This window comes from Citrobacter sp. TBCS-14, from assembly GCF_005280805.1.
GTDB lineage: Bacteria > Pseudomonadota > Gammaproteobacteria > Enterobacterales > Enterobacteriaceae > Citrobacter > Citrobacter gillenii.
Genome location: NZ_SZWM01000101.1, coordinates 1 through 212 on the forward strand (window position 1 = coordinate 1; position 212 = coordinate 212).

Consider the following 212-nt stretch of genomic DNA (forward strand, 5'->3'; position numbering starts at 1 on the left):
CGTAATACACCTCTTTGCCGAGATCGATACGATACAACGGCGGCAGCGCCACATAGACGTGACCGTGTTTAACCAGCGTACGGAAGTGTTTCACAAACAGCGCGCACAGCAGCGTAGCGATGTGCAGACCATCGGAATCCGCATCCGCCAGAATACAGATCTTGCCATAGCGCAGTTGGCTCAGATCATCACTGTCCGGATCGATGCCGATC

Annotated in this window: 1 pseudogene; it reads right to left on the reverse strand. The window is 54.2% G+C overall.

Going from position 1 to position 212, the window contains the following annotated elements:
- Window positions 1-212 (reverse strand): annotated as a pseudogene (locus FDX22_RS00560) (DNA topoisomerase IV subunit B); the annotation flags it as partial.